Here is a 21998-nt window from a genome sequence, read left to right on the forward strand (position 1 = left end):
CGTCAGCCTCACCCTGGACGCCAGGGCAGTTAAGCGCCACGGTACGCCCGCTGGTGAGGGGGCACAAGCAGTCGCCAGGCTCGTCTGACCTGATGCGGCTAGGAACGCAGGAGTGCTCGCAGGGCCTGGATGGTGTCGGCCTCTGCGGCGGTCTTGTCGTCGCGGTAACGCTTGACGCGGGCGAACCGAAGGGCGATTCCACCCGGATAGCGCGAGGAACTTTGCACGCCGTCGATGGCGATTTCGACGACGGTGACCGGCTCCACCCAGACAGTGCCAGCTGTGCGCCGCACCTCGAGCTCCTGGAACTTCTCGGTCTGCCAGCGCAGCAGCTCGTCCGTGAGGCCCTTGAATGTCTTACCCACCATCACGTAGCCGCCGGGTTCGCCGAACTCACCGGCGGGGTCCAGTGCTCCGAGGTGCAGGTTGGACAACAGCCCGGTGCGCCGCCCCGAGCCCCATTCGCAGGCGAGTACCACCAGGTCGTAAGTGAGGACGGGCTTCACCTTGATCCAGTTGGAACCGCGCCTGCCGGCCGCATAGGCGGATCCGACAGCCTTCACCACCACGCCCTCGTGGCCCGCGGCCAGGGCATCGCGGGAAACTCTCTCGGCAACCGCGGCATCCGCCGTGATTTCCCCCGGGATCCGGTAGCCGGGAGCGATGTTCTCGAGCACCGCTATGCGCGTTGCCAGCGGCTCCTCAAGCAGATCGCGTCCGTCGATGTGCAGCACGTCGAAGAACCACGGATGCAGCAATGTGGTGCGCACGGCGTCCGCCCCGAACCGGGACATGGTCTCCTGGAAGGGCCGCGGGCCGCCATCCTCGTCGAGCATGAGGGTCTCGCCATCCAGGATCACATCGCTCACCGGCAGTCCGCGCACCACGTCCACCACCTCGGGCAGGCGGTGGGTCACGTCGGCCAGGGTGCGTGTGTAGATGCGCACCTCATTGCCTTTTCGGTGCACCTGGATGCGGGCGCCGTCGAGCTTGTACTCCACGGAGGCCTCCCCCGTGGCCTCAAGCGCCGCTGCGGCGCTGGGCGCAGTGGCGGCAAGCATGGGCTGCACGGGACGGCCGACGACGAGGCCGACGGCGTCAAGCTCGGCGGGCGTGCCGGTGATCGCCAGGAGCGCGGTCCCGCCGAGATCACCTGAAAGCATCGCCGCGCGGCGTACTGCGTCCACGGGCCGGTGCGCGGCTCGGCCAATGGCGTCCGTCAGCACCCCCTCGAGCGCACCGGTGCGCAATTCACCCAGCAGCACTCCAGCGATGAAGGACTGCTCACGCTCGGTGGCTGCCGCCGTGAGCGTCCGGAGGGTTGCGGCCCGTTCAGCGGCCGATCCGGCACCTGCTGTGACGAGCAGGCGGTCCAGTGCGGCATCGAGGTCGGCGACAGTAAGGCTCGGTTCAGAAGCCGGGTCCCCCATGGCTGCTGTCATCCCGCGCCAGCCGATCCCCACGCGCCCCTGACGCGGCCTGGCGATGAGCAAGCCGACGGCTGCAGGAATTTCCGATGGCTCGAGCCGGCCCAGCAGGTCGGCCAGCGCTTCCACTTTCGCGAGCCGTGAGCGCGTGGACGCGACAGCATCCGTGGTCCTCACGAGCTCTTCGAGCAGCATGGCACCAGTCTGCCACGCCGGCCCACTCTGGACAGCGCCGGACCGCAGTTCCACACTGTACGCATGGGAATCATCGTCGCGAACCTGTTCATTACCCTCGACGGCGTCTACCAGGCGCCCGGCGGCCGCGAAGAGGACACTGAAGGCGGCTTCGCCTACGGCGGCTGGCAGGCCCCGGTGTCCGATGACGAGGCCGGCGAAGCCATCGGTGCCGAGATCGACCGCATCGACGCCCTGCTCCTGGGCCGGAAGACCTACGACATCTTCGCCTCCTTCTGGCCGCACCAGTCCGACGACGTCGGCACCAAATTCAACCAGGTGCCCAAGTTTGTGGTCTCCAGCACGCTGCCCGCTGCAGACTGGGCGGGCACCACTGTGCTGCCGGATGCCGCGGCCGCGGGCCGGCTCCGTGAGGAGTACGACCAGGTGCACATGTTCGGCAGCGGGGTCCTCATCCGAGCACTGCTGGCTGCGGACGTGATCGACCGACTCCATTTCTGGCTCTATCCGGTCACCCTCGGGCAGGGAAAGCGGCTCTTCGACGCCGGGACCATTCCCGCCACTTTCCGCCTTGCCGAGCCGGCGCGGACATTCCCCAAGGGGTCGGTGTCGCTGGTCTACGAGCGCGCGGGCGACGTCGAGACCCGGGATATAGCGGCCGCGTAGCCTGGAACGAAAGCACAAAAAACCGGCCCAGCTGATGCTGGACCGGCTTTTTGTGCTTTTACGTGGACTGCAGCTTAGTGGCTGTGGCCTGCGTGCTCGTCTTCTTCGGCAGGCTTCTCCACCACGAGGGTTTCCGTGGTGAGGACCAGCGCCGCGATGGAAGCCGCATTGCGCAGGGCAGCACGGGTGACCTTGACGGGGTCGATGACGCCGGCGCCGATCAGGTCTTCGTACTCGCCCGACTTGGCGTTGAAGCCGTTGTTGGTCTCGAGTTCGGCAACCTTGGCAGTGACAACGTAGCCGTCGAAGCCGGCGTTCTGGGCGATCCAGCGGAGCGGCTGAACAAGTGCGCGGCGGACAATGCCCACTGCGGCAGCTGCGTCGCCTTCCAGCGCCTGGACCGCGGGATCCTCGTCGAGGGCCTTCAGTGCGTGGATCAGCGCGGAACCGCCACCGGCCACGATGCCTTCTTCGAGGGCTGCACGGGTGGAGGAAACAGCATCTTCGATGCGGTGCTTCTTTTCCTTCAGCTCAACCTCGGTGGCTGCGCCAACCTTGATGACGCCGATGCCGCCGGCCAGCTTGGCCAGTCGCTCCTGCAGCTTTTCCTTGTCCCAGTCGGAGTCGGTGCGGGTCAGCTCGGCGCGCAGCTGGGAAACCCGGGCTGCGACGTCTTCTGCGGAACCGGCGCCGTCAACGATGGTGGTGTTGTCCTTGGTGACCGTGATGCGGCGGGCTGTGCCCAGCACCTCAAGGCCAACGGTGTCCAGGCTCAGGCCCAGTTCCGCGGAGACAACCTGCGCACCGGTGAGGGTGGCGATGTCCTGCAGCATGGCCTTGCGGCGGTCGCCGAAGCCCGGAGCCTTGACGGCAACCACGTTCAGGGTGCCGCGGATGCGGTTGACGATCAGCGTGGAGAGAGCTTCGCCTTCGATGTCTTCGGCAATGATGAAGAGCGGCTTGGAGCTCTGCAGCGCCTTTTCCAGCAAGGGCAGGAAGTCCTGAACCGTGGAGATCTTGCCCTGGTTGATCAGGATGAGCGCGTCTTCGAGGACGGCTTCCTGACGCTCGGAATCGGTCACGAAGTACGGGGACAGGTAGCCCTTGTCGAACTGCATGCCTTCGGTGAGCACCAGTTCAGTCTGCGTGGTGGAGGATTCCTCGATGGTGATCACACCATCCTTGCCGACCTTGCCGAATGCCTCGGCAAGGAGCTCGCCGATTTCGTCGCTCTGGGCGGAGATGGCGGCCACATTGGCAACCTGGGTGCCTTCAACCGGACGTGCGTTCTCGAGCAGGCGGGCAGCAACGGCTTCAACGGAAACCTCGATGCCGCGCTTGATCTGGCCGGGAGCTGCGCCGGCTGCAACGTTGCGCAGGCCTTCCTTGACCAGTGCCTGTGCCAGCACGGTGGCGGTGGTGGTGCCGTCACCGGCAACATCGTTGGTCTTGGTGGCCACTTCCTTGGCCAGCTGGGCGCCAAGGTTCTCGTAGGGGTCGTCCAGTTCGACTTCGCGTGCAATGGTGACGCCGTCGTTGGTGATGGTGGGTGCTCCCCACTTTTTGTCGAGGACAACGTTGCGGCCGCGGGGGCCGAGCGTCACCTTGACAGTGTTGGCGAGCTTATCGATGCCGGCTTCGAGCGACCGGCGGGCAGCGTCGTTAAACGCAAGCTGCTTTGCCATGGTTGTGTCCTTTCAAGACAGAACCCCGTGCCGCGGGCCAGCGAAGAGCATGACCAGCGGCACGGGGATCCAAAGAGTTACTTTACGACGATCGCCAGAACGTCGCGGGCGGAGAGCACGAGGTACTCGGTGCCGTTGTGCTTTACTTCGGTTCCGCCGTACTTCGAGTAGATAACGACGTCGCCCTCGGCAACGTCGAGCGGAACGCGGTTGCCGTTGTCGTCAAAGCGGCCGGGGCCTACTGCGACAACTTCGCCTTCCTGCGGCTTCTCCTGTGCGGAGTCCGGGATAACCAGGCCGGAAGCCGTGGTCTGCTCGGCTTCGAGCGGGCGGACAACAATACGATCCTCAAGAGGCTTAATAGAGACCGACACTCGGACCTCTCCTTCTACGTCAGCAAATTCATGGACTGGAAAGCTGTTTCGCCGTGGCTGGCAAACCGTCGTCGCGGTGCCGGCAGCAGCCTGGCTGGCAGCTCTTCATGTATTAGCACCCTCCTAGGGAGAGTGCTAATGATGACTCTATGTAAGTGGTTAGCACTCGGTCAAGGCGAGTGCCAGCATTTCGTCCTTGGCGAACCATTATCCGGGCAGCGTCCGGATGGTTTACCGGCCGGCGAGGTCGTCGAAATCCACGTCCTCGTCACCGCTGTTGTCGGGGCCGGTGCCGCGCTTGAGGTAGAGCACCAGGGCACCGCCCACGAAGGCGAGCAAGGAAATCAGCAGGACAATAAAGCCGCCAACCCTGGCACCGTTATAGAGGCCCCTGATGTCCTGTGCCTCGTCCGTAGCGTCCTGGATGTCCTTGCCGCCCACCGAATAAATGGTGGCGTTGAAGGTGTCCAGGAAGAAGATGATCACCAGCAGCGCGATACACACAGTGGCCACTGCTGCCCCGGCTATGAGTGCTGGCCGCGCGTACTTCACCATGCCCGGGTTGCTGGATCGGGGCTGTTCGGACGGCTGGGTGCCTGCACTGTCTTCCATGACTTCAACCCTATCCGGAACTCACCAGGGGGCTCCTCCACTACGCTTGAACCCATGCCCCAAGCACCGCAGGACCAGATTGCCCCACTGCTTACGAGCGAAGGTTGGGAGCTGCTGGCGTCCCTGGGACCGTACCAGGAGGATAAGGCCTTTGAGCTGAATTCCGCTCTGCGCAAGGCCGGCCACTCCCCCGAACTGGTCTCCGCTGTCCTGACCCAGTCCCGGCTGCGCACCAAGGCGGAGTCGAAGTTCGGCGAGTTCGCCCGAAGCATGCTTTTCACCCAGGCGGGCCTTGAACAGGCCACCCGGCTCAACGTGGCCGCCCGGCATGCCGAGCGGTTTGCCCAAGCCGGCATCCGCCACGTGGCCGACCTCGGCTGCGGACTCGCCGCGGACTCACTGGCGTTGGCATCCATGGACATCACGGTCACGGCAGTGGAGATGGACGAGACCACCGCAGCCTGCGCCACGGTCAACCTCATTCCTTTTTCCAACGCCACCGTGGTCCATTCGGACGCCACCTCAGTATCCCTGGACGGGATCGACGGCGTGTGGCTGGATCCCACGCGCCGCGTGACCTCCAGCTCCGGCACCAAGCGGATCTGGGATCCGGAGGCCTTTTCCCCGCCGCTTTCCTTTGTGGAAGCGGTGGCGGCAACCGGCCGGGCAGTGGGTGTAAAGATGGGCCCGGGCATGCCGCACGAGGCCGTCCCCGCCGGGTGCGAGGCCCAATGGGTTTCGGTCGGCGGCGATGTCACGGAAGTGACGCTGTGGTTCAACTCGGTGAGCAGGCCGGGAATCCGCCGTGCCGCCTTGCTGCTGGGGCCCCAGGGTGCCGCCGAAATGACGAGTGCTGAGGACTTCGGCGGCGGTCCCACCGCCCCGGTCGGTGCACCGGAGGGCTACCTTTATGAGCCCGACGGCGCCGTCATCCGCGCAGGACTGGTGGCCGACGTCGCGCTTGAACTGGGCGGGCACCTGCTTGATGAGCACATCGCGTATATCTGTGCGCCCGAGCTGGTGGACACACCTTTCGCGCGGGCCTACAAGGTCCTGGAAGTGATGCCGTACAACGTCAAGGCGCTCAAGGCCTGGGTGAAGGAGAACGGCATCGGCGTGCTGGACATCAAAAAGCGCGGGACCTCCGTGACCCCCGAGGAACTGCGCAAGCAGCTGCTTCCTGCAGGGAAAACAGGGGGCAAGGGCTTGGGGAAGAAGGCCGGGAGCAAGACGGCCACCCTCATCCTGACCCGGATCGGGGAGGAACGGGTGGCCATCTCGGTTGAGCCCGCGTAACGCCCTGGACCTGATGCCTCAATAGATCTGGTGCCCTGAAAGAAGGGCACGGTGATGCTACTGGTCGCGCATGAATTCTTCGGCGGCGCGCACCTGTTCGTCCGTGGGACGGATGCCCGTGTAGAGCACGAACTGTTCCAGGGCCTGGATAGTGGCCACCTCCGCTCCGGTGATGACGTGTTTCCCCGCCGCACGTGCGGCTCGGATCAGGGGCGTCTCCGCGGGCAGTGCCACCACGTCGAACACCACCTTGGCTGCGTCGATGGCATCCTGGGGGAAGGACAGCGCGTCTGCGCCGTTGCCTCCCTCCATACCAAGGGGGGTCACGTTAACAATCATGTCCGCAGTCCCGCCGTCGAGCTCCGCCTGCCAGCGGAACCCATACTGCTCCGCCAGGGCACGGCCGGTTTTTTCGTTCCTGGCGATGACGGTGACGTTGGCAAAACCGGCGTCCCGCAAGGCCGCGATGGTGGCCTTGGCCATGCCGCCTGACCCCTGCACCAACACGGAGTGGCCGGTGGGCACGGCGTTGCGCTCCAGCAACTGTTCGATCGCGGTGTAGTCGGTGTTGTACGCCACGAGGCGCCCGTCGGTGTTCACCACCGTATTCACCGAGTCGATTGCCTTGGCCGAAGGATCCAGCTCATCCACGAGGGCAATCACGTCCTCCTTGTAGGGCATGGAGACGGCGCAGCCACGGATTCCCAATCCGCGGACGCCCGCAACCGCCTGGGCCAGGTCGGTGGGCGCGAAGGCCTTGTAGATCCAGTTCAGTCCCAGTTGCCCGTACAGGTGGTTGTGGAAGCGGGTCCCGTTGTTGCTGGGCCGCGCCGAGAGTGAAATGCAGAGGGTCATGTCTTTATTGAGAATTGGCACCCGTCCATTAAACGCGCTTCCCCCCATAAAAACGCTTCAACCAGTCTGACTGACAGACAACGCGCTGAAATGCACGAATGACGACGTTATGTGCGACATTAGTTGGGTCAGGGGCAGCCGGTGCCGGCAGGAAAGCTCCCGACGGCGGCAGGCAGCTTTCCCGGCGCCTTCGCCTTGCCGGCCAGGACGGCCGCCAAGGCATCAAATGCTCCCGGGCTGCGCCCGTACAAAGCCACCTTGACCGGCGCGGGCGAACCCTGCAAAGGCCAGGGAGCATCCAGCGCAACGGCGATATCGCCCGCGGCAGGCAGGCCGCCGTAACCAATGAGGCTCACCACTGGGCCTGCCCCTACCGACAGCCCTGCGCGGGTCGCGGCGGCCTCGAACCGGGCCCTGTCCTGCGGCGACCCGCCGGCCACCTGCACGCTTCCCTGAACCAGCGGCCCGTCACACTGCCCGGACAGCACGGTGACGGCAGCGGCTGATACCTGCGCGGACAACCCGTTGCCGCTTCCCGGCGCCTGCGCGGGCGGCGGGGTACTCCGGCCCCGCCAAATCATCATGGTGGCCACGCGGCGGGCGGCTTCATCCAGCCGGGCGCCGGGCAGGCTTCCCGCGGCCACGGCACTGACGATAGCCGCGTGCGCCTGCCCTACGTCAGTGGGCATGAGGAGGAGGTCAGCTCCGGCGGCAAGCGCCGCGGGGGCCGCGCCGCCGTCGGGGAACTGCTGCTGGATGGCACCCATGTTGAGGGCGTCCGTCACGGCCACTCCATTGAATCCCATCGCGCGGAGCGCCGCGTACGTCGGCTTCGACAACGACGCCGGAACGCCAGGTTCCAGCGCCGGTACGGCGATGTGCCCGGTCATCACCATCGGCGTGCCGGCATCGATGGCCGCTTTGAAGGGCTTCCAGTCGCGCGCGTTGAGTTCAGCGACACTGGCCGGCTGCACCGGGAGACCCTGGTGCGAGTCCACGGTGACCGAGCCGTGTCCGGGAAAGTGCTTCACGGCAGGCAGGAGTCCGGCTTCCTGGATACCGTGGGAAAAGGCCACTCCCAATCGGGCCGAAAGCTCCGGATCCCCGGACAGCGAACGTGCGCCGATGGTGGGGTCCGAAGGGCCGATGGTGACGTCGATGTCCGGGGCGAAGTCAATGTTGAAGCCCAGCGGGGCAAGTTCGGAGGCCAGGGCACGGCCTGAGTCCTGCGTGAGTGGCGCACTCGCTGTGGCGCCGTAGCTCATGGGCGTGGGCCATTCGGTCAGGGGCGCGCCAAGCCGTGACACGATTCCACCCTCCTGGTCCACGCCGATGAGTCCGGGCCAGGTCCTGCCATCCGCCCGGGCAGCCTGCGCGAGCCGTGCGTTCACGGCTGTCATGGCCGCAGTATCCACTTGATTCTGGGCGTCCAGGGGTACGTTGTCGCCCATGATGATGGAGCCGGCAAGATGCAGGCGTTCAATCGTGGCGGCCTGGGACTCGGCGTCCGTTCCGGTGTAAGAGGGCATCAGGACCTGCCCTGCCTTTTCTTCCACTGTCATGGCCGCCACGGCGGCAGCAGCCGCGTCCTGGTCCCTTTGCTCAGGTCCCCAGCCCAGTGGCTGACTGCGCTCATCCGCGGAGGCGTCAGGCGAGGCGGAAGCGGAGGGAGGCACCGGCGTCGGGCTCTCTGATGACGGGGCAGCACTGGCGGCAGGGCTGGTGGACGTGGGTGCCGGTGCGGGCACCACGCTGCAGGACGCGAGCGCAGCGACTGCCGCCACGGCGGCCACGGCAAGGGTGGATTGGTGAGTACTGTTACGGGTCCGGGGGAACGAGGCCATCAATACGATGCTACCCCTGCACTAGACTTGAGAAACCCGTTCGCCTGCCGGCAGCAGCCTTCACAGCTGCCTGTCAGTAGCGGCGTGAGCCAGCGACAAACAGGACAGTTAGGGAAACGCGTGAAGATTGATTTCGCTTCATCGAGGCAATCAACTCTTGGTGTGGAATGGGAACTGGCGCTCGTGAATGGCCAAACAGGTGAACTCGCCTCGGTAGCGAATGAGGTGTTGCGCGGAGTGGCTTCCAAGCACCCTGAGCTCAACGAGGACGACGAGCACCCGCACATCAAGCAGGAACTGCTGCTGAACACCGTGGAACTTGTCACCGGCATCTGCGAAACGGCAGCCGAAGCCAAGGAAGACCTGAGCCGCTCCCTCGCCGCAGTCCGCGAAATCACCGATCCCATGGGCGTGGAGGTGTTCTGCGCCGGCAGCCACCCCTTCAGCCCGCCGCAGCTCCAGCCGGTGACTGACAAGGCCCGCTATGCCAAGCTGATCGACCGGACACAGTGGTGGGGCCGGCAGATGGTGATCTACGGTGTCCACGTCCACGTGGGCCTGGACCGCCGTGAGAAGGCGCTGCCGGTGCTGGATGGGCTGGTCAATTACTTCCCCCATTTCCAGTCCCTTTCCGCCTCCAGCCCGTTCTGGGGCGGCGAGGACACCGGCTATGCCTCGCACCGGGCCCTGATGTTCCAGCAGCTCCCCACGGCAGGCCTGCCCTTCCAGTTCCGGTCCTGGGAGGAGTATGAGTCCTACGTCCAGGACATGTTCACTACCGGGGTCATTGACACCCTGTCTGAAATACGGTGGGACATCCGGCCTGTGCCAAATCTGGGCACCATAGAAATGCGCATTTGCGACGGCCTGGCCACGCTGGAGGAAGTAGGCGCCATCGCTGCCCTCACCCAGTGCCTCGTGGATGAGTTTTCCACCACACTGGACAACGGCGGCACCATTCCCACCATGCCGCCGTGGCACATCCAGGAAAACAAGTGGCGTGCCGCGCGCTACGGCATGGATGCCATCATCATCCTGGATGCGGCGGGCAAAGAGCAGCTGGTGACCGAACACCTGCTCGAAACCCTCAACAGGCTTGAACCTGTGGCGGCAAAGCTGGGCTGCGCAGACGAACTGGCCGACGTCGAGAAGATCATCAGCCGCGGTGCGGGTTACCAGCGACAGCGCCGCGTCGCGGCCGAACACGGCGGAGACCTGCAGGCAGTCGTGCTGGACCTGGTCAAGCAGATGCGCAACGGCCCCACGGCCTAAGCATCGCGGCAACAGGGCCACCTGCCGGAAGTCAGGCGGGAGTCAGACTGGAAGTGAAACCTCGGTGACAGGCATCGAGGAGTCCGGCGCGAAGCGGATGCCGCTCGGTGCGATCCCGGCCATGACCAGCTGGGCGCCGAGTGCGGCCACCATGGCTCCGTTATCCGTGCAGAGGTCCAGAGGGGGCACGTGCAGCCTGATCCCGGCCGACGCGCAGCGCTGTCCGGTGAGCTCGCGCAGCCTGGAGTTTGCGGCCACTCCCCCGCCCAGCAGGACGTCCGTGATTCCGTTCTCGCGGCAGGCCAGCACGGCCTTGGAGGTGATGACGTCCACCACCGCTTCCTGGAAAGCGGCGGCAATGTCGGCTACCGGGACGGCTTCCCCGCGGGCCTCGAACTGCTCCACGCAGCGCGCCACTGCCGTCTTCAGTCCGCTGAAGGACCAGTCGTAGCGGTGCGGTCCTGGCTCCTCGGCCGTCCCCATGTACTTCGGCTGGGATAGCCCGCGCGGGAAGCGGATGGCTTTGGCATTGCCCGTCCGTGCCAGCTTGTCGATGGCGGGGCCGCCCGGATAGCCAAGGCCCAGGATGCGCGCCACTTTGTCGTAGGCTTCCCCGGCGGCGTCGTCGATGGTGGAGCCAAGGAGCTGCACGTCATCGGTAATGCTGTTGATCTTCAGGATCTCGGTGTGTCCGCCGGATACCAGCAGGGCACCGACGTTTTCCGGGAGCCGGGGTGCGGCTTCGGCACCGTTCCCCGATACTCCGCCGTCCAAAAGCCCCACGCCCACGTGAGCCACCAGATGGTTGATGGCGTAAAGCGGCTTTCCGGTGGCAACAGCCAACGCCTTCGCGGCGCAGACCCCCACCATCAGGGCGCCGGCCAGGCCGGGACCGGACGTAACGGCAATGGCGTCAATCTCGTCCAGTTCCACATGGGCGTCGGACAACGCCTGGCGGAGGGTGGGAACAAAGGCATCAAGGTGGGCCCGCGAAGCGATCTCCGGGATCACCCCGCCAAAACGGACGTGCTCGTCCATTGAGGATGACACCGTGTTGGTGAGGAGTTTGGTGCCCCGTACGATCCCGACGCCGGTCTCGTCGCAGGAGGATTCGATGCCCAGCACGAGGGGCTCTGAGCGGTTCATGGCTGGCCTGCTTCCGTTGACCGGTGGTTCTCGGGTTCCGTGAGCTGGAGCCGCATGATCAGGGCGTCGACGCCGTCCCGGTAATACTTCCGGCGGAGATGGATCTGCTCAAAACCGAACCGCAGGTAAAGCTGCTGGGCGCGTGGGTTGTCCGACCTGACCTCCAGCAGGACGTCGGCTGCACCGCGGCGCCGCGCTTCGTCGATGAGCCGGGTCAGCAGCGCCGAGCCGATCCCCCGGCCCTCAAACTCAGGGACGACGGCGATCGTTTGCACGTCCGCGATGGGCTCAATGCACATCAGGCCCGCATAGCCCACGATTCCGGTGGTGGTTTCCGCCACGAGGTACCGCCGGGTTGTTGTCTGGGACAGCTCGTCGAAGAACATTTGCAGCGGCCAGGCGTCGTTCGGGAACAGCCGCTGTTCCAAGGCGTTGACGGTGGGCACGTCGTCGAGGGTCATGTCGCGGAGGATGACATCTTCTGCGCGATGCCCCGCGCCGGAATTCACAGCGCCCGCTTCCGTGGTCCGGGCACCTGGGCGTCGGACTCCCTCAGGTACAGGGGTGTTGAATCGAGCAGTTGCCCGCCCGCTGCCAGCCGTGCCAGGGCAAACTGGCCAAGGTAGAGGGCATCAGGCTGCTCTGCGATGAAGTCGGGGTCCGCGCGCAGGACGTCGGCGTACAGGCCGGCCCCTGCCCCGTAGGCAGGCAGGTCCGGCAAGTCGGCAGCGAACCCCACGTGCGGGCCGTCTTCCAGCTGCGGCAGCTTTCCTGCCGCCAGGCTGTAGCGGGCCCAGTAGACCTCTTTCCGCCGGGCATCCGTCACCACAAGGAATTCAGGAGCAGCGTCAGTGGATTCCGCCACTTCCAAGGCAACAGCGTCCAGGCTCATCAGGCCGTACAGCGGTTTGTCCCACACGAAGGCGAGGGTGCGGGCAGTGGCAATGCCTGACCTCAGGCCTGTGAACGGCCCTGGGCCCACCCCCGTCACGATCGCGTCGATGTCACGGCCGGAGACTCCGGCCGAGCTGAGGAGCTCCTCAATTCCCGGGGCCAGCACTTCTGCGTGGCTGCGGGTGTCCTCGGTGGAGAAGCTGGCCACCACGCCTTCGAGGGCGTCGTCCGAGACAAGGGCCGCGCTTGCCACGGCCGAGGTGTCGATGGCGAGAAGAAGCATCAGGCTGTCCCTTCCAGGGCTCCGCCGAGGGCCGGCGCGGCACTCCAGCGGTCGCCGAACCCGCGCAGCACAATGGTGCGTGGCTCGTCGTTGTCCTCGGTATCAAAGTCCAAAGTGCCGCTACCGGCGCCGGCACCCCTGGCCTGGGCCTGGCTGGGCTGGGACGGCAGGCCGATGGCGCGCTGGAGATCGATCTCCAGCCGGTTATCACTGAGGTGCTCCACCCGGCCGCGTCCCCACTCCACCACCGTCACGGCCGAATCCATGGTGTTCTCCAGGTCAATGTCATCAATCTCCGAGGCGGACCCCAGCCGGTAGGCGTCCACGTGGACCAGGTCCGGGCCGCCGGGCCGTGGACCGTCCGGCAGGTTCGGATGGATGCGCACCAGGACAAAGGTGGGCGAAATGACCCCGGCACGCACCCCCAGCCCTTCCCCCAACCCCTGCGTAAAGGTTGTCTTCCCCGCACCCAGTTCGCCGGAGAGCACCAGCAGGTCCCCGGCTTCCAACTCGGTGGCCAAGCCAGCACCGAGCGCATGTGTCTGGTCCGCCGTCGTCACGGTCAATGTCAGTTCCCAGTTGGGCTGGTCAGCGGGCGCCGGCACGCTCATGGCTTGGCCTGCCCGTTCACGGTTGCCTGCCCGTTCAGAGCCGCCTGCCCGTTAGTCTGGCCGTTGGCAGGCTCCACGGCCGCGCGTTCGTTGATGAAGCGCCGCGGCACCCGGGGGCCGATCCTGGTCACGATTTCGTAGTTGTTGGTGCCTGCTGCCCGCGCCCAGTCGTCGGCCGTCGGACCGCCGTCGGCACCGTTTCCGAACAGTTCCACTTCGGCACCCAGGAGCGCCGCCCCTGCCGGGCCGATGTTGCCGAGGTCGATAACCATCTGGTCCATGGCGATGCGGCCCACAACGGGATAGGTCCTGCCGGCTACCCGCACCGGACCGCCGGTTGCCACCCGGGGCACGCCGTCCGCGTAGCCCATGGGGATGAGCGCCAGGGTGCTGGGGCCGCTGGTGTGGTACCGGAGCCCGTAGGAAACGCCCTGCCCCTTCGGCACGTCCTTGCATTGGGACACCCGGGTCCGCAGCGTCATGGCCGGACGGAGGCCCAGTTCGGCGGACGTCTGGCCTTCGAAGGGCGAGAGGCCGTAAATGCCCAGTCCGACGCGGACCAGGTCAAAGTGTGTGTCGGGCCGGGACAAGGTGGCCGGGGTGTTGGCGAGATGGCGCACTTCAGGGTCCACGCCCGCGTCCTCCGCCACGGCAAGCACGTCACGGAACGCGGCGAGCTGCTGGTCCGTTTCGGGACGCTCAGGTTCATCGGCGACGGACAGGTGGGAGAAGATTCCCACGACACGCAGCAGCCCCTGGTCCTGGTACTCCATGGCTTCTCCGACGAGGTGGTCCCAGGAATCGAGGGTGGCGCCGTTCCGTCCCAGTCCCGTGTCCACCTTCAAATGGACCCGCGCAGGACGCTCCTGTTCACGCGCGGCGGCCACGATCCTCTCCAGCTCCCAGCCGGAACACCCGATGTCGACGCCGGCCGCCACCGCGGCGCCAAAGTTGCTTTCCGTGGTGTGCAGCCAGGCCAGCAGGGGGGCGTCGATTCCTGCGGCCCGGAGCGCAAGCGCCTCGGAGATGTGGGCTACCCCCAGCCACGACGCGCCGGCTTCCATGGCTGCCCTGGCCACAGGGACTGCGCCGTGCCCGTAGGCGTCCGCCTTCACCACGGCCATGACCTTGGCGGGCAAGGCGGCAGCGGCCAGCCGGCGGACGTTGTGCCGGATGGCTTCCAGATCTACGACGGCGGACCGCTCAGACAGGGGATCCGATCCTGGGGCCGCGCTGAAGTCACCGGTTGTTACGGGGTAAGTCACCCTAGTGATTCTAGTGCGGGCGGCCCCGCGGCAAATCACAGGCGGATAATCGCGGCGCCCGCATGCAGATCAGGCCATGTTTGCAGATCAGGCGTCGGAGAGATGCGCGATGGTGGCCGTGGCCCGGCGCTGCGCAGCGAGCGGGACGTCCTGGATGATCTCGGCGAGGAAGCTGAAACGGCGCAGCCACTGGCTGCTCTGGCGTTCCCGCCTGGCGTTGGCCCGTTGCCACCAGTCAGCAATGTCACCCCATCCCGGGGCCGCCAAGGAACCGCCCACTTCCTGCACGGCCAGCGAGGCGCAGAGGTTCGCAAAACGGAGCCTGTTGCCCAATGGCCAGCCGGCGAGGCTGCCCACGATGAACGCGGCGTCAAAGCAGTCACCGGCGCCGGTGGGATCATAGGCGGCCACAGGCAGAGACGGTACCCACTCCTCCTCCCCAGTCTCGGAGTCCACGGCCATTGCCCCCTGGGCGCCGAGCGTCACCACTGCCACCGGCACCCGGTCAGCGAGGGAGTACAGCGCGGCCCAGGGGTCGTCCTTTCCCGTGAACGCCATGGCCTCGCGCTGGTTGGGCAGGAACGCGTGGAAGTACTGCAGGTTCTCCAGCCGGACCGGTGACCATTCGCCGCTGGGGTCCCATCCCACGTCGCCGAAAAGCTTAACGCCGGCCTGGTAGGCCTCCTTGGCCCAGGGCTCAATCTCAAGCCCCAGCTCGGCGATGCCCGCGAGCGCCGGTGGCGGCACGCCGATCAGGTCCGAGGCGGTGATGGGGGCGGGGTGACCATGGGTCACCAGCGAGCGGTCCTTTTCGACGCTGAGCGACACGGTGACAGGCGAGTGCCAGCCCGGGATGCGGCGGGACAGGCTGAGATCCACGTGTTCCTGGCTGGCCAGGATTTTCCAGTTGTAGTCGCCGTAGCCGTCGTCCCCGAAAGCTGCCGCCAAACCGGTCCGGAGGCCCAGCCGGGCGGCGGCAATGGCCTGGTTCGCTACCCCGCCGGGGCAGCTGCCCATTCCCTCGCTCCAGATTTCGGTGCCAGGTTCCGGGGCGTGCGGCAACCCGGTGAAGATGATGTCCTGAAAGACGGTACCGGCCAGGATCAGGTCGAACTGCCCGTCCGACGGCGTGCGGACGGCTGAGAGCGGATCGAATCTGCGGGCGGGGATCGCGTCCATGTCCGGCACACTACGCCCTGCCGCGGCCCTGCGGTAGGGGGCGCACCGCCACCGGGCCTAGACTGCTGACCATGCGGCTTATGATTGCCGGCGGCGGTGGATTCCGCGTCCCGCTGGTCTACCGGGCGCTGGCCTCCCCCGCCTTTGCGGGCACGGTCAGCGAACTGGTGCTGTTCGACGTCGATCCTGCCCGACTGAGTGCCATCACAGCCGTTCTGAAGTCCATGCCCGACGCCGACAACGGGGCTTTGAGGCCTACCGTCCGTACAACGTCATCCCTCCCCGAGGCGCTCTCCGGAGCACAGATGGTCTTCGCCGCGATCCGTCCCGGCGGTACGGCCGGCCGGGTGGCCGATGAGCGCGTGGCCCAGGACCTTGGCCTGCTGGGGCAGGAGACCACCGGCGCGGGCGGCATCTCCTACGCCCTGCGCACCATTCCGGAGATGCTCAGCCTTGCCCGGCAGATGCAGGAACATTGCCCGGACGCCTGGCTCATCAACTTCACCAACCCGGCCGGTATGGTCACCGAGGCCCTGCTGCCTGTCCTCGGCCCAAGAGTCATCGGGATCTGCGACTCGGCAGGCGGGCTGGTCCACCGCGCAGCCCGTGCAGCCGGCATCACCCTGCAGGAGGGAAATCTCGACGGCGTGGGCTACTACGGGCTGAACCACCTGGGCTGGCTTTACCGGCTGGAGTCGGGCGGGCGCGATGTGCTTCCGGAGCTGTTGTCCGACGCCAACGCCCTCGCTTCGTTCGAGGAAGGCCGCCTGTTCCCGCAGCCTTTCCTGGCCGGGCTGGGCGCCCTCCCCAACGAATACCTCTTTTACTACTACCAGCGTGAAAGTGCCACCGCCGCCATGCGCGCCATGGCTCAGACCCGTGGCCAGTCCATCCATGACCAGCAGTCCGGGCTTTACCCACGGCTCGCGGCAGCAGGCACCGACGCCTACCGTCTGTGGGACGAAGCCCGCCGGTCCCGCGAGGAAGGGTACCTGGCCGAGGCCCGCACGCACGGCGAACAGCGCGACGAGGACGACCTCGCCGGCGGCGGGTATGAACGGGTGGCGCTGGCGGTCATGCGGGCCTTGGCCGGCGGCCCGCCCGAGGCGGGCCAGGCCCAGCTGATCCTCAACACACGCAACTCGCTGCCGCCCGGTCCGGAAGGAACTGGCCCGGCCGCTCCGGAACCGGCCATTCCGGGACTGCCTGCCGACGCCGTCGTCGAGGTCCCCTGCACCATAACGCCCGACGGCGCGGTGCCGCTTCCGCAGTCTGCCCCGCCGGAGGAGCAACTCGCGCTGCTTCGCCGGGTCAAGGAGGTGGAACAGCTCACCGTCCAGGCGGCGGCGAGTGGAGACCGGACTGCCGCCGTCGAAGCATTCTCACGGCACCCGCTGGTGGATTCAGCCGAGCTGGGGGCTGCCTTGCTGGCTGGCTATGAAAGCGAGTTCCCGGCCCTGCAGCGGCTGTGGCGCCGTGGGCCTGATGGGCAGCAGTCCTAAAGCCTGCGGTACATCACATGCAGCCCGACGTACCCCAAAGCGGGGTGGTGGAAGGCTTCGGGGATGGTAGCCAGGATTTCGAAGCCCATCCCCTGCCACGCGGCTACGGCCCTGACGTTGCTTTCCACCACGGCGTTGAACTGCATGGCCCGGAACCCGGCGCTCCGCGCTGCTTCCAGGGAGTAGGTGCACAGAGCCCGCGCAACCCCCTTGCCGCCGTGATCGCCGTGAACCATGTACCCGGCATTGGCAACATGGCTTCCGGGGCCGCCCTGGTTGGGGTGCAGCTCGCCGGTACCGATCACCACGCCGTCGGGAGTTACCGCCACAAAGGCCTGGCCCGGCGGCTCCTTGAACCAGCGCTCCCTGGCATCATCCTCAGGCGTGTCCCGGTCCCAGGTGAAGGTCTCGCCTGCCCTGATCACCGGCTCCAGCACGGCCCACATACCGGGCCAGTCCCCGGCGGTGGCCGGGCGCACGGAAAAATCCGGAGAAGTGGAACTGGAACTGGGATCTGGGGCTGCTCTCACAAGCGCCCACGCTAGCAGCCGGAACGGCTCTCTGAAGGAGGAATTTAACTGACGTGAAGCTGGCCGTTAACAGAGGAGTAGTGTTTTATCGAATGCACCACCACAGGCGCCGCCCGTGCAGTGCCGGTGGCAATGCGGGCGGTTGGAAGGAGATTTCATGACACTGATCCGCAGGGTCGCGATGCTCTCCCTCCACACGTCCCCCATGGAGCAGCCGGGCTCAGGGGACGCCGGTGGAATGAACGTCTATGTCCGGGAGCTGGCATCAGCGCTTGCCGAGCTCGGTGTGGAGGTGGAAATCTTCACCCGCTCCACGTCAGCCCGGCAGCCCGCCGTCGAACATCCCGCCCCCGGCGTATGCGTCCACAACGTTCTCGCCGGGCCGCGGCAGAAAATCCCGAAAGAGGAGCTCCCAGCGCTGCTGCACCATTTCGTTGCCGAGATCGAGCAGATCCGCCAGCGCCAGCTGCACGGCCGGTACGACGTCATCCACTCGCATTATTGGGTGTCCGGAATCGCGGGCCTGGAGCTGTCCGAGCTCTGGGGCGTGCCGCTGGTCCACACCATGCACACCATGGCCAAGGTCAAGAATCTGTTGCTCGAGTCGGGGGAACAGCCGGAGCCGCGGCGCCGTGAGGTAGGCGAGCAGCGTATCGTGGACGGTTCCGAACGGCTGATCGCCAACACCAGTGCCGAGGCAGCCGAACTGGTGTCGCACTACAACGCGGATTTCGAGCAGATCGACATCGCGCCGCCAGGAGTGGACCTGAGCACCTTCACGCCTGCGTTCCGTTCGCGGTCGCGGGCAGAGCGCGGCGTACCGGCGGAAACATTCCACCTGGTGTTCGCCGGCCGCATCCAGAGGCTGAAGGGCCCGCAGATACTGCTCAAGGCAGCTGCCCTGCTGCGGTCCCGGCGCCCCGGGATCGATCTTCGGCTTACCATCCTTGGCGCGCTGAGCGGCAACAAGGATTTCAACCTCCGGCACCTGATCGCGGACGCCGGAATGGAAGACGTTGTGACGCATCTTCCGCCTGTGGGGGCAGCGGAGCTGGCGGCCTGGTTCAGGTCAGCAGACGTAGTGGTCATGCCGTCCTACAGCGAGTCATTCGGGCTGGTCGCGCTGGAGGCACAGGCCTGCGGGACGCCCGTGGTGGCCACCCGGGTGGGCGGACTTTCGCGGGCTATCTGCCACGGCCGGACCGGCCTGCTGGTGAAAGGCCACCACGCCGCGGACTGGGCCGATGCACTCGAAGCCCTGTACGACGATCCGGCCACCCGTGAGGACATGGGGCGGGCCGCCGCCATCAGGGCGGAGAACTCAGGCTGGCAGCGCACCGCCGCCATTACGCTCGAAAGCTACCATGCCGCCGTCGACAACCATTTGGGCCGCCGGCTGATCCCGGCGGTCCAGGCCCCCTGAAAGCCAGCGCGCCCGCCTGGCCGAAGAGATACCGAACAAAGGACGAAGATGTCTGAACGGATGACCCTCAGCGACCTCGACATTGCCAGGCAGGCCAGCATCAGGCCCATCGAAGACATCGCGGCGGCTGCCGGCATCAACTCCGGGGCGCTTGAGCTGTATGGCAGGTTCAAGGCAAAGATTGACCCGGCACGGCTGGACGCCCCGGCCCCCGCAGGAAAGGTGGTGCTGGTTTCGGCCATGTCCCCTACCCCCGCCGGCGAAGGGAAATCCACCACAACGGTTGGCTTGGCTGATTCGCTGGCGCGGGCCGGCCACAAGGTGATGATTGCGCTGCGGGAACCGTCACTGGGGCCGATCCTGGGCATGAAGGGCGGTGCCACCGGCGGCGGCTATTCCCAGGTTCTTCCCATGGATGAGATCAACCTGCACTTCACGGGCGACTTCCATGCCGTGACCTCCGCGAACAATGCGCTGATGGCGCTCGTGGACAACCACATCTACCAGGGCAACGAGCTGAACATAGATCCGCGGCGGATGACTTTTAAGCGGGTCCTGGACATGAACGACAGGTCGCTGCGGGAAATCATCATCGGGCTGGGCGGGCCAACCCAGGGAGTCCCCCGGCAGGACGGGTTCGACATCACCGTAGCCTCGGAGATCATGGCGGTGTTCTGCCTGGCCACCGACCTGGCGGACCTCCGCAGGCGCCTGGGCCTGATTACGTTCGGCTACACGTATGACCGTTCGCCTGTCACGGTAGCTGACCTGGGCGTCGAGGGTGCGCTGGCGCTGCTCCTCAAGGAAGCCATCAAGCCCAACCTGGTGCAGACCATCGCCGGTACCCCGGCGCTGGTCCACGGCGGGCCGTTCGCCAACATCGCGCACGGCTGCAATTCCCTCATTGCCACGCAGACAGCACGGCGGCTTGCCGACATTGTGGTGACCGAGGCCGGGTTTGGCGCAGACCTGGGTGCGGAGAAGTACATGGACATTAAGGCGCGCGTAGCGGATGTGGCGCCGTCCGCCGTCGTGGTGGTGGCCACCGTGAGGGCTCTGAAGATGCAGGGCGGCGTGGCTGCGGACAGGCTCAAGGAACCGGACCTCGAGGCGCTTCTCGCCGGCATTGATAATCTTCGCCGCCATGTCCACAACGTGGCGAAGTTCGGGGTGACACCCGTGGTGGCCATCAACAGGTTCGCCACGGACACACAGGAGGAGCTCGACTGGCTTCTCGAGTGGTGCGCCGCCGAGGGTGTCCTGGCGGCGGTTGCGGATGTGTGGGGACGCGGCGGCGGCGGGGACGGCGGCGATGAACTGGCAGCCATAGTCGCCAAGGTGGTTGCCGAACCCAACGGCTTCAAACACCTGTACCCGCTGGACCTGCCGGTGGAGGACAAGATTGCTCGAATTGCCCGTGAGATATACGGCGCGGACGGGGTGGAGTTCTCGGTCCCGGCTCAGAAACGGCTGGCGGACATCCGAAAAAACGGCTGGGGCGGACTGCCGGTCTGCATGGCCAAGACCCAGTATTCCTTCAGCGACGACGCTTCCCGGCTTGGTGCGCCCAGCGGCTTCACCATCCATGTGCGCGACCTCATCCCCAAGACCGGCGCCGGGTTCATCGTGGCCCTGACCGGAGCCGTGATGACCATGCCAGGCCTGCCGCCTGTCCCGGCGGCGATGCGGATGGACGTGGACGACGCCGGCAACCCCGTCGGCCTCTCCTGACCGGGACGCTCTCTCACTTAATGTCGGTTTTCGAGCGACCCTCTCTCACCTAATGTCGGTTTTGAGCGACCCTCTCTCAGTCAATGTCGGTTTTCGAGCGACCCTCTCGCACCTACCGAAGCCACATACCGCCTGTGGATAACTTCTGCAGCCTTTTGCCGTTTCGGGTAACAATGCCGTCATGCGAAAGCAAAATTATCTGCCCCAGCCCTTAGCGACGGCTCCCTTCACCTTTGGCTCCGCATTAGCCGCTGGCGTTAGCCTGACCAGGCTTCGCCGGAAGGATGTGGTCAACGTCGGTCGCGGCCTCTACCGGCCTACCAACTGGGACTTTGAACTGGAAGATGCCGCCAGGGCTCTGTCGGCTGCATCGCCCGGAGCCTGGATCTCGCACGTCACCGCTGCCCGGCTTCGGTGCCAGCTACTGCCTCCCTGGCTTGCCGATTCCACGGAACTTCATCTAAGCAAGCCCCGCTCGCTTCCATCGGTCCGTCGAAAGGGCGTGGTAGGCCACACCGTCCTGACAATGGACGACGAGAGCGAACTGGTGGACGGCATCAGGATGAGCACACGGTCTCGGACGTGGCTCGATTTGGCCCGGATCCTGCCGCTCCATGACCTGGTGAGCATGGGCGACGAGCTGATCCGCATCCCCCGGCTGGACTTCGAAGGACGCTCACAGCCTCACGACACGATCGCGGGACTACGTGCGCTGGTGGGCCGACACCCGAATCTTCAGGGCATCGTCCGGGCGCGTGAAGCACTGGATCTGATGCGCGTAGGTGCGGATTCCGCGCCCGAGTCGCTGCTTCGGCTGGCTATTGGCAGCGCCGGGCTGTCCGAGCCCGAACTTCAGGTGCCGTTGCGCACTGGAGACCCGCGGTCGCCGTCGGCCGATCTCGCCTACCGTCATCGCAGGCTCGCAATCCAGTACGACGGCGGGCACCACCTTGGCGAGGCGCAGATCCTCAGCGACCGGAGACGGAATAGGGCTTTCGAGTCAGCCGGCTGGACGGTTCTGGTCTTCGACAAGAGCGATCTTGCGGACGATTTCGCGGGTGCAGTTGTGAAGATCAAGCGGGCCCTGCGCACGGGCTGGATTGACCATCCTCAGGCCTCCGGATTTGCCAGCATCGACTGATAGAGGGTTCGTCAAAAAGCCACATTAAGTGAGAGAGGATCGGCCCTGAAGCGACATTAAGTGAGAG

The 21998-nt window shown here is 66.0% G+C and carries 20 protein-coding genes; 7 read left to right on the forward strand and 13 right to left on the reverse strand.

The window, feature by feature from the left end; translation table 11 throughout:
• Nucleotides 1-98: 98 nt before the first annotated feature.
• A complete protein-coding gene (locus F8G81_RS16770) occupies nucleotides 99-1622 on the reverse strand; it encodes an ATP-dependent DNA ligase (RefSeq protein ID WP_267275808.1) in 1524 nt (507 codons plus the stop codon).
• A 63-nt stretch (nucleotides 1623-1685) separates the two neighbouring features.
• On the opposite strand from F8G81_RS16770, the gene F8G81_RS16775 reads away from it, so the two are divergent.
• Complete coding sequence (locus tag F8G81_RS16775) at nucleotides 1686-2288, forward strand: dihydrofolate reductase family protein (protein WP_267275809.1); 603 nt, start codon at nucleotides 1686-1688, stop codon at nucleotides 2286-2288.
• Nucleotides 2289-2362: 74 nt separating this feature from the next.
• Here the strand turns inward: F8G81_RS16775 and groL are convergent, their stop codons facing one another.
• From groL to F8G81_RS16790, 3 genes are all read right to left on the reverse strand, one after another.
• A complete protein-coding gene (gene groL / locus F8G81_RS16780; RefSeq protein ID WP_267275810.1) occupies nucleotides 2363-3973 on the reverse strand; it encodes a chaperonin GroEL in 1611 nt (536 codons plus the stop codon).
• A gap of 77 nt (nucleotides 3974-4050) precedes the next feature.
• Nucleotides 4051-4347 carry a co-chaperone GroES gene (gene groES, locus F8G81_RS16785; protein ID WP_211876593.1) on the reverse strand — a complete coding sequence of 99 codons (297 nt, stop codon included), beginning with the start codon at nucleotides 4345-4347 and terminating at the stop codon, nucleotides 4051-4053.
• 231 nt (nucleotides 4348-4578) lie between these two features.
• Nucleotides 4579-4959 carry a hypothetical protein gene (locus F8G81_RS16790; protein WP_267275811.1) on the reverse strand — a complete coding sequence of 127 codons (381 nt, stop codon included), beginning with the start codon at nucleotides 4957-4959 and terminating at the stop codon, nucleotides 4579-4581.
• Nucleotides 4960-5013: 54 nt separating this feature from the next.
• On the opposite strand from F8G81_RS16790, the gene F8G81_RS16795 reads away from it, so the two are divergent.
• Nucleotides 5014-6255 carry a class I SAM-dependent methyltransferase gene (locus F8G81_RS16795; protein ID WP_267275812.1) on the forward strand — a complete coding sequence of 414 codons (1242 nt, stop codon included), beginning with the start codon at nucleotides 5014-5016 and terminating at the stop codon, nucleotides 6253-6255.
• A 57-nt stretch (nucleotides 6256-6312) separates the two neighbouring features.
• On the opposite strand, the gene F8G81_RS16800 is transcribed toward F8G81_RS16795, so the two are convergent.
• Both F8G81_RS16800 and F8G81_RS16805 read right to left on the reverse strand, forming a co-directional pair.
• The gene (locus F8G81_RS16800) at nucleotides 6313-7110 is read right to left on the reverse strand and encodes a shikimate 5-dehydrogenase (protein WP_267275813.1); all 798 of its coding nucleotides are present in this window, start codon (nucleotides 7108-7110) and stop codon (nucleotides 6313-6315) included.
• Between the two features lie 128 nt (nucleotides 7111-7238).
• The gene (locus tag F8G81_RS16805) at nucleotides 7239-8672 is read right to left on the reverse strand and encodes a glycoside hydrolase family 3 protein (protein ID WP_267279265.1); all 1434 of its coding nucleotides are present in this window, start codon (nucleotides 8670-8672) and stop codon (nucleotides 7239-7241) included.
• Between the two features lie 402 nt (nucleotides 8673-9074).
• Here F8G81_RS16805 and F8G81_RS16810 point away from each other — a divergent pair, with 402 nt between their 5' ends.
• On the forward strand, nucleotides 9075-10226 hold the full coding sequence (locus F8G81_RS16810) for a glutamate--cysteine ligase (protein ID WP_267275814.1): 1152 nt from the start codon (nucleotides 9075-9077) through the stop codon (nucleotides 10224-10226).
• 42 nt (nucleotides 10227-10268) lie between these two features.
• Here F8G81_RS16810 and tsaD read toward each other — a convergent pair whose 3' ends face one another.
• The 6 genes from tsaD to F8G81_RS16840 form a co-directional block, all read right to left on the reverse strand.
• Complete coding sequence (tsaD, locus tag F8G81_RS16815) at nucleotides 10269-11372, reverse strand: tRNA (adenosine(37)-N6)-threonylcarbamoyltransferase complex transferase subunit TsaD (protein WP_267275815.1); 1104 nt, start codon at nucleotides 11370-11372, stop codon at nucleotides 10269-10271.
• Nucleotides 11369-11833, reverse strand: coding sequence for a ribosomal protein S18-alanine N-acetyltransferase (gene rimI / locus F8G81_RS16820; RefSeq protein ID WP_267275816.1), 465 nt, complete (start codon nucleotides 11831-11833; stop codon nucleotides 11369-11371). The genes tsaD and rimI overlap by 4 nt, the downstream gene beginning before the upstream one ends.
• A gap of 44 nt (nucleotides 11834-11877) precedes the next feature.
• Nucleotides 11878-12549 carry a tRNA (adenosine(37)-N6)-threonylcarbamoyltransferase complex dimerization subunit type 1 TsaB gene (gene tsaB, locus F8G81_RS16825; protein WP_267275817.1) on the reverse strand — a complete coding sequence of 224 codons (672 nt, stop codon included), beginning with the start codon at nucleotides 12547-12549 and terminating at the stop codon, nucleotides 11878-11880.
• A complete protein-coding gene (tsaE, locus tag F8G81_RS16830) occupies nucleotides 12549-13160 on the reverse strand; it encodes a tRNA (adenosine(37)-N6)-threonylcarbamoyltransferase complex ATPase subunit type 1 TsaE (RefSeq protein ID WP_267275818.1) in 612 nt (203 codons plus the stop codon). The genes tsaB and tsaE overlap by 1 nt, the downstream gene beginning before the upstream one ends.
• Nucleotides 13157-14425 carry an alanine racemase gene (gene alr, locus F8G81_RS16835; RefSeq protein ID WP_267275819.1) on the reverse strand — a complete coding sequence of 423 codons (1269 nt, stop codon included), beginning with the start codon at nucleotides 14423-14425 and terminating at the stop codon, nucleotides 13157-13159. The genes tsaE and alr overlap by 4 nt, the downstream gene beginning before the upstream one ends.
• Before the next feature lie 87 nt (nucleotides 14426-14512).
• Entirely contained in the window at nucleotides 14513-15604 is a 1092-nt protein-coding gene (locus F8G81_RS16840; protein WP_267275820.1) for a carbohydrate kinase family protein, read from the reverse strand.
• A 71-nt stretch (nucleotides 15605-15675) separates the two neighbouring features.
• Here F8G81_RS16840 and F8G81_RS16845 point away from each other — a divergent pair, with 71 nt between their 5' ends.
• A complete protein-coding gene (locus F8G81_RS16845) occupies nucleotides 15676-17106 on the forward strand; it encodes a 6-phospho-beta-glucosidase (RefSeq protein WP_267275821.1) in 1431 nt (476 codons plus the stop codon).
• Here F8G81_RS16845 and F8G81_RS16850 read toward each other — a convergent pair.
• Nucleotides 17103-17552 (reverse strand): GNAT family N-acetyltransferase, encoded by a 450-nt coding sequence (locus tag F8G81_RS16850; RefSeq protein ID WP_267279266.1) that lies wholly within the window; start codon nucleotides 17550-17552, stop codon nucleotides 17103-17105. The genes F8G81_RS16845 and F8G81_RS16850 overlap by 4 nt on opposite strands.
• Nucleotides 17553-17793: 241 nt before the next feature.
• On the opposite strand from F8G81_RS16850, the gene mshA reads away from it, so the two are divergent.
• From mshA to F8G81_RS16865, 3 genes are all read left to right on the forward strand, one after another.
• Entirely contained in the window at nucleotides 17794-19059 is a 1266-nt protein-coding gene (gene mshA / locus F8G81_RS16855) for a D-inositol-3-phosphate glycosyltransferase (RefSeq protein ID WP_267275822.1), read from the forward strand.
• A gap of 48 nt (nucleotides 19060-19107) precedes the next feature.
• Nucleotides 19108-20790 carry a formate--tetrahydrofolate ligase gene (locus F8G81_RS16860; protein ID WP_267275823.1) on the forward strand — a complete coding sequence of 561 codons (1683 nt, stop codon included), beginning with the start codon at nucleotides 19108-19110 and terminating at the stop codon, nucleotides 20788-20790.
• 181 nt (nucleotides 20791-20971) lie between these two features.
• Nucleotides 20972-21931 (forward strand): DUF559 domain-containing protein, encoded by a 960-nt coding sequence (locus F8G81_RS16865; protein ID WP_267275824.1) that lies wholly within the window; start codon nucleotides 20972-20974, stop codon nucleotides 21929-21931.
• Nucleotides 21932-21998 lie beyond the last annotated feature (67 nt).

Source organism: Arthrobacter sp. CDRTa11, assembly GCF_026427775.1.
In the GTDB taxonomy this organism is placed as follows: Bacteria; Actinomycetota; Actinomycetes; order Actinomycetales; family Micrococcaceae; genus Arthrobacter.

Bases quoted from the DNA above. Each gene is read 5' to 3' on its own strand.
- F8G81_RS16770 (WP_267275808.1), bottom strand. From the start codon at position 1,622: ATGCTGCTCGAAGAGCTCGTGAGGACCACGGATGCTGTCGCGTCCACG.
- F8G81_RS16775 (WP_267275809.1), top strand. From the start codon at position 1,686: ATGGGAATCATCGTCGCGAACCTGTTCATTACCCTCGACGGCGTCTAC.
- groL (WP_267275810.1), bottom strand. From the start codon at position 3,973: ATGGCAAAGCAGCTTGCGTTTAACGACGCTGCCCGCCGGTCGCTCGAA.
- F8G81_RS16790 (WP_267275811.1), bottom strand. From the start codon at position 4,959: ATGGAAGACAGTGCAGGCACCCAGCCGTCCGAACAGCCCCGATCCAGC.
- F8G81_RS16795 (WP_267275812.1), top strand. From the start codon at position 5,014: ATGCCCCAAGCACCGCAGGACCAGATTGCCCCACTGCTTACGAGCGAA.
- F8G81_RS16800 (WP_267275813.1), bottom strand. From the start codon at position 7,110: ATGACCCTCTGCATTTCACTCTCGGCGCGGCCCAGCAACAACGGGACC.
- F8G81_RS16805 (WP_267279265.1), bottom strand. From the start codon at position 8,672: ATGACAGTGGAAGAAAAGGCAGGGCAGGTCCTGATGCCCTCTTACACC.
- tsaD (WP_267275815.1), bottom strand. From the start codon at position 11,372: ATGAACCGCTCAGAGCCCCTCGTGCTGGGCATCGAATCCTCCTGCGAC.
- rimI (WP_267275816.1), bottom strand. From the start codon at position 11,833: ATGACCCTCGACGACGTGCCCACCGTCAACGCCTTGGAACAGCGGCTG.
- tsaB (WP_267275817.1), bottom strand. From the start codon at position 12,549: ATGCTTCTTCTCGCCATCGACACCTCGGCCGTGGCAAGCGCGGCCCTT.
- tsaE (WP_267275818.1), bottom strand. From the start codon at position 13,160: ATGAGCGTGCCGGCGCCCGCTGACCAGCCCAACTGGGAACTGACATTG.
- F8G81_RS16840 (WP_267275820.1), bottom strand. From the start codon at position 15,604: ATGGACGCGATCCCCGCCCGCAGATTCGATCCGCTCTCAGCCGTCCGC.
- F8G81_RS16845 (WP_267275821.1), top strand. From the start codon at position 15,676: ATGCGGCTTATGATTGCCGGCGGCGGTGGATTCCGCGTCCCGCTGGTC.
- F8G81_RS16850 (WP_267279266.1), bottom strand. From the start codon at position 17,552: ATGTGGGCCGTGCTGGAGCCGGTGATCAGGGCAGGCGAGACCTTCACC.
- mshA (WP_267275822.1), top strand. From the start codon at position 17,794: ATGACACTGATCCGCAGGGTCGCGATGCTCTCCCTCCACACGTCCCCC.
- F8G81_RS16860 (WP_267275823.1), top strand. From the start codon at position 19,108: ATGTCTGAACGGATGACCCTCAGCGACCTCGACATTGCCAGGCAGGCC.
- F8G81_RS16865 (WP_267275824.1), top strand. From the start codon at position 20,972: ATGCGAAAGCAAAATTATCTGCCCCAGCCCTTAGCGACGGCTCCCTTC.